The organism is Acinetobacter sp. SwsAc2 (assembly GCF_013391465.1).
Lineage (GTDB): Bacteria > Pseudomonadota > Gammaproteobacteria > Pseudomonadales > Moraxellaceae > Acinetobacter > Acinetobacter johnsonii.
This window is the reverse complement of sequence record NZ_JACBEZ010000062.1, coordinates 1-5,922: the sequence shown is the minus strand read 5'-3', so window position 1 is coordinate 5,922 and position 5,922 is coordinate 1. Positions and strand designations below refer to the sequence as shown.

At 42.9% G+C, this 5,922-nt stretch carries 4 protein-coding genes and 2 pseudogenes; 3 read left to right on the top strand and 3 right to left on the bottom strand.

What is annotated here, in order from left to right; all coding sequences use genetic code 11:
* Positions 1-290 (top strand): transposase (locus HYI04_RS16440; protein ID WP_372239188.1); only part of this gene is annotated, 290 nt, incomplete at its 5' end.
* Between the two features lie 57 nt (positions 291-347).
* Positions 348-995: pseudogene (locus HYI04_RS16435) on the top strand (fimbrial protein); the annotation flags it as partial.
* 164 nt (positions 996-1,159) lie between these two features.
* Here the strand turns inward: HYI04_RS16435 and rsmB are convergent.
* Together rsmB and fmt are read right to left on the bottom strand one after the other, a co-directional pair.
* Positions 1,160-2,464: a 16S rRNA (cytosine(967)-C(5))-methyltransferase RsmB gene (rsmB, locus tag HYI04_RS16430; RefSeq protein WP_178896405.1), complete on the bottom strand. Its 1,305-nt coding sequence runs from the start codon at positions 2,462-2,464 to the stop codon at positions 1,160-1,162.
* Positions 2,464-3,423, bottom strand: coding sequence for a methionyl-tRNA formyltransferase (fmt, locus tag HYI04_RS16425; protein WP_178896404.1), 960 nt, complete (start codon positions 3,421-3,423; stop codon positions 2,464-2,466). Before fmt ends, rsmB begins: the two co-directional genes overlap by 1 nt.
* Before the next feature lie 471 nt (positions 3,424-3,894).
* Here fmt and ilvD point away from each other — a divergent pair, with 471 nt between their 5' ends.
* Positions 3,895-5,724, top strand: coding sequence for a dihydroxy-acid dehydratase (gene ilvD, locus HYI04_RS16420; protein ID WP_178896403.1), 1,830 nt, complete (start codon positions 3,895-3,897; stop codon positions 5,722-5,724).
* A gap of 89 nt (positions 5,725-5,813) precedes the next feature.
* On the opposite strand, the pseudogene HYI04_RS16415 reads toward ilvD, so the two are convergent.
* Positions 5,814-5,922, bottom strand: a pseudogene (locus HYI04_RS16415) (IS701 family transposase); the annotation flags it as partial.

Sequence of the window (5,922 nt, the reverse complement as noted above, 5' to 3'; positions counted from 1 at the left end):
TCATTCCGCCAAGAAAAAATGCAAAACCATGGAAAGATCAGAAATTGAGATCTTTAGAGCGGAATGAGTTACTGAAAACAGTTAAACGTTTAGGAAGAACGCTTTGGGAAAAATGGTCTGGTTATCATCGTCGAAGTTTAGTTGAAACCAAGATGCATTGCATCAAACTATTAGGTGATAAATTAACAGCAAGGAGTTTTTCTAGTCAGGTGAATGAGATTCATGCACGCATAGCCGTATTGAACAAATTTACAGAATTAGGTCGTCCTCATACCCAAGTTGTCACTTGAATTCTGTTCAAATGAGCAGAGTGTTATCTTTTAAATCTTTGTGCAACAAAGCCCCTCTATTCTGGTACCAGTGATACGCGTGGCTTGCGATTACAAAAAGTCCGGATCTTGGTATCGGGTTTAAATAATGCTGAGGGCACTTATAATATCTCAAATTTAAAATTGGGTAATTTTTCAGTCATAGATAGAACTTCACTTATAAACTCTAATCCAAAGACAACCACTGTTCCAGTCGTGATGAATGGTTCTTTTCAAATTACAAAATCCACCTGTGTAATTAATAATGGTGCAGCAATTAATGTTAATTTACCAACTATACCAAGTAGTAGCTTTACTGCGGTAGGTCAAACTGCTGGAGATACTTCATTTACAGTGGATGTGAGTCGCTGTAGTTCAGAGGATAGCAATAAAACTCTACTTGCCTTGTTAACTGATAATAATGATGCATCTGCAAGTAATCAGAGTGGATTATTAAAAAATATCCATTCTCCTAATGTTTCAGTGCAAATTACCGACAGTGTTGGAGGCGCTTTATCGATTGCCCCGAAAAATATTAATAGTTCAAATAGCTTTTTTAGTTTTGGAACCATTGGTTCCAGTGGTACGGTTTCTAAAGCATTTAAAGCGCGTTACTATTCAAATGTCGCTACTGTACCAGCAACGCTGGTTCAGGCACAGGCTACGATTACGCTGATATATAATTAAACAAAGAATGAAGGGGTTATCATTATATGTTTGACTGCATGACTAAACTATAGTACGCAATCAGTAAAAAATACTTACTGCATCACTTCAAAGTATAAGTTTAGGAAAATTTGGACCCATACCAGTTCTCGATTAAAAAAGGAGCTTTTCAGCTCCTTTAATTTTTAAATCTTTTCAATGCGACAATAATAAAAACCATCGCCACGCCCTACTTGAGGGAGTAGTTGGCGACCATGAATCTGCTCAAGCCCCCAATCGGCATCAATTTTAATTTCTTTCGCATCCGTATGTTCAACAAAGAAGTCGACCATTTGCTGTTCATTTTCGGCTTTCAAAATCGAGCAGGTGATGTATAGCAATGTGCCGCCGACTTTAAGTTGTTGCCACATATTTTCAAGAATTTGCTTTTGGAGTTGTACTGTTTTAGCAATATCGCCCGACTGACGCAGTAAACGAATATCGGGATGGCGACGGATTACTCCAATGGCAGAACAGGGTGCATCGAGAACGATACAATCTGCAAGTTCAGGTGATGTCCACTTCACCGCATCGGCAGTGATAATTTCCACAGGCTCTTCGCTTAAAGCCAAACGCTCTAAGTTTTCAGACACACGTTTTAAGCGTTTTTCATCTTGGTCGAGTACAATCAGTTTTTTTGGCTGATACATCTCTAAAATATGCGCTGTCTTGCCGCCAGGTGCTGCACAGGCATCAATTACGAATTTGCCATTTAAGTCGGGCAACAAGGTTGCACAGAGTTGCGCATGTTCATCTTGTACTGAAAAACCACCCACCTCAAAACCCGGCAGGCTTGGGATATGAAGACTGTCATCCAGCACAATGCCAACATTTGAAAGTTCACACGCGTGTGCTTCAATGCCTTCATCTTCTAAAATTTCAAGATATTCGTCACGGCTAACTTGTAAGGTGTTGACGCGCAAGGTTAAGGGCGCAACTTGTTTCAGCTCGTAGCTAATTTCAGCCAGTTGCTCACCCCAGTCCTTTTTCAAACGTTTGGATAACCAACTTGGCAAATTTGAGGCTTGTTCCAGAACATCATAGAACTGCTCAGTTTCACGTGTTGCACGGCGCAAAATAGCATTCACCACACCGCTTAAGCTTTCCATACCCAATTGTTTGGCTGCTTCTACCGTTTCAGAAATCGCGGCATGCGCTGCAACGCGGGTACACAGCAATTGGTATAAACCCACATATAAACAAGTTTCAACGACTTGGTTTTCCAGTGGCTTAGTCAACAACGGTAAAGTCACTTGTTTAAGCGCATGCCATTGGCGTAAACAGCCAAGAACTAATTCATGGTACAAGGCACGGTCTTTGTCAGACACAATCGCCATGTGTTGCTGAAGTACCGATGCCAGTGATTGACCATTTTGGACAGCCAATAACGTTTTAACAACCTGAGCACGTAAGTTTAGAGTCTTACCTGAGGCGTGGGGAGATTGTTTCATTATAAAATTTGTCCAATATTTAGTTTTTGGGTTTGTAAAATTTGTACGGCATTTAGGGGTTTACCACCAGGCCATTGCAGAGAGCTTAAACACACTGCTTGTTCATCGCCACAAGCCACATGAACACCTTGTTTATCGATGGCTAAAATGGTCCCTGCAGCTTGAGCTTGGGCATTTTCTTGAGACAACATCGAACCCCAAACGCGCAGATTATTGCTTTCATCCAGTGCGATAAATGCGACAGGCCATGGGTTAAATGCGCGAATATTACGGTCAATTTGCACCGCTGTTGAAGTCCAATCAATTTGCGCTTCAGCCTTAGAGAGTTTGTGTGCATAGAGTGTCAAAGCTTCATCTTGCACTTCGCGGTTGTCTAAATAGTGCTGCAATGTGCTTTCAGAGGCTAACACTTTGACCGTCGCTTCAGCCCCTTGTTGTGCCAATTTATCATGCAAGCTTGCAGAGGTATCGGTAGCTTCAATCGGACAGTAGGTTTTATACATCATATCGCCCGTATCCAAGCCAGCCGCCATTTTCATAATGGTGACCCCGGTTTCGGTATCTCCAGTAGAAATTGCGCGTTGAATAGGCGCTGCACCCCGCCAGCGGGGCAACAGTGAACCGTGAATGTTCAAACAGCCATATTTAGGCGTATCCAAAACCACTTGCGGCAAAATAAGGCCATAAGCAGCCACCACCATCACATCTGCATTTAAGGCTTTGAGTTCAGCTTGAGCAGCCAGACCTTCTTCAGTTGAGGACTTAAAATGCAGCGGTTGATACACAGGAATATCATGCGCTAAAGCCAACTGCTTCACGGCTGAAGCGGTAAGTTTCTGCCCACGACCTGCTTTACGGTCAGGTTGCGTATAGACGGCTACAATTTCATGTTCTGTTTTTAGGAGAGCGTCTAATGCCACAGCCGCAAATTCGGGCGTGCCTGCAAAGATGATTTTCAAGAAATACTCGGAAAAAAGGAGAAGATTAAAACAATTATAGCAAAACTCGAGCAGCTACAGATTTATCCTGCATAAAAAGCCGATAGAGTAGTTCTAACTAGATGATGTACGAGAGTTTTATTCAAAAAATAGAGAAAGGACCCTTGATAGCGTATCGCTCAAAATTTGTATTTCATATAAATAAAACTCATGCAAAATTTAAAAATTATTCATAGAAGTTTTGTATTGCAAGGCGATTGAACGGGTTATAGTAGTTTCCATATGCAATTGAATGTCAGCTCATCGGTTAAAATGTAGCGCGCAAACTTACTGCCTTCGATAATTTAGGTCGAGATGCCTAAAAACGAGATTTACGCAGAATGCGAATATGCTATGTTTAAATTTTTGACAGTTTGACACTCTCAGAACTCAGATTTTAGCCAGAGTGAATGTGGACATTCATCTCAAGCACAACTATGTTGGAAAAGTATAATGCCTGACTATCGTTCAAAAACATCAACACACGGAAGAAACATGGCGGGTGCGCGTGGCTTATGGCGCGCAACGGGGATGAAAGACGAAGACTTTGGTAAGCCGATTATTGCGGTAGTCAACTCATTCACTCAATTTGTACCGGGTCACGTTCATTTAAAAGACTTAGGTCAACTTGTGGCACGTCAAATTGAGAAAGCAGGTGGCGTAGCTAAAGAATTTAATACCATTGCGGTCGATGATGGGATCGCGATGGGACACGATGGCATGCTGTATTCATTGCCTTCACGTGACCTCATCGCTGACTCAGTGGAATACATGGTCAATGCGCACTGTGCTGATGCGATGGTCTGTATTTCAAACTGTGACAAAATTACCCCGGGCATGTTGATGGCGTCTATGCGCTTGAATATTCCAGTGGTGTTTGTCTCTGGCGGGCCGATGGAAGCGGGTAAAGTGAAAATCCGTGGTAATGAACACGCGATTGACCTGGTTGATGCCATGATTGTCGCAGCAGATGACAGCTTCACTGATGAAGAAGTGGCTGAATACGAACGTTCAGCTTGTCCAACCTGTGGTTCATGTTCAGGCATGTTTACTGCAAATTCAATGAACTGTTTAACCGAAGCTTTGGGCCTATCGCTTCCGGGCAATGGTTCAACTTTAGCAACCCATGCCAATCGTAAAAAATTATTCGAAAAAGCGGGTCAATTGATCGTTGAAATTACCAAACGCCATTACGAACAAAACGATTACAGCTTGTTGCCGCGTTCAATTGCCACCAAAGCAGCCTTTGAAAATGCTATGACGCTGGATATTTCAATGGGTGGTTCAACCAATACCGTTCTACACTTGTTGGCAGCGGCACATGAAGCTGAAGTTGACTTTACCATGACCGACATTGACCGTTTGTCACGTAAAGTGCCTGTGCTGTGTAAAGTTGCCCCTGCAAAACAAGACGTGCACATGGAAGATGTACACCGTGCAGGTGGCATCATGTCGATCTTGGGTGAATTGGATCGTGCAGGGTTGTTGGATACGTCTGTGCCAACTGTGCATGAAAAAACCTTAAAAGATGCTTTGGACAAGTGGGACATCATCCGTACTGAAGACGAAGACGTGTATCAATTCTTCCGTTCAGCACCGGGCGGTGTACCGACGCAAACTGCATTTTCACAAGACCGTTACTACTCACGATTAGATGGTGATCGTAACAATGGCGTCATTCGTAATGCTGAACATGCTTTCTCTCAAGATGGTGGTTTGGCTGTGCTGTACGGCAACATTGCGCTTGAAGGCTGTATTGTAAAAACTGCGGGTGTAGATGATTCCATCTTGAAATTCAACGGCACGGCACGTGTGTTTGAAAGCCAAGATGCTGCGGTAGAAGCGATTCTAGGCGGAAAAATTACCGTTGGCGATGTGGTGGTGATTCGCTACGAAGGCCCACGTGGTGGTCCGGGTATGCAAGAAATGTTGTATCCAACCAGTTACTTAAAATCGAAAGGGCTTGGTAAAGATTGCGCTTTACTCACCGATGGTCGTTTCTCGGGCGGTTCATCAGGTCTATCCATTGGTCACGTGTCTCCAGAAGCAGCTGAAGGCGGTGCAATTGGTTTGGTGGAAGATGGTGACCGTATCGAAATCGATATTCCAAACCGTAGTATTCACTTAGCGGTGGATGAAGCAACCATGGCTGCGCGCCGTGAAGCACAAGAAGCCAAAGGCTGGCAACCTGCTGAACAGCGTCCACGTAAAGTCTCTAAAGCTTTAAAAGCCTATGCGATGCATACCACCAGTGCCTCTAAAGGTGCGGTACGTGAAATTTAAGCTGTAGTCTTTGACTGAGTAAAAAAAAAGCACTCCATTTGGGGTGCTTTTTTATTGATTGATAAAAATAGTATAGGACTTACGCACTGTTATTTATAGACTCTCTGTGGTAGCAGATGATTTTTATCGAGAATAAAGTCATCAATGAAGTTTTTGATCATTGGTCTAAATAACTTCTTCTGCCAACGATATACATTT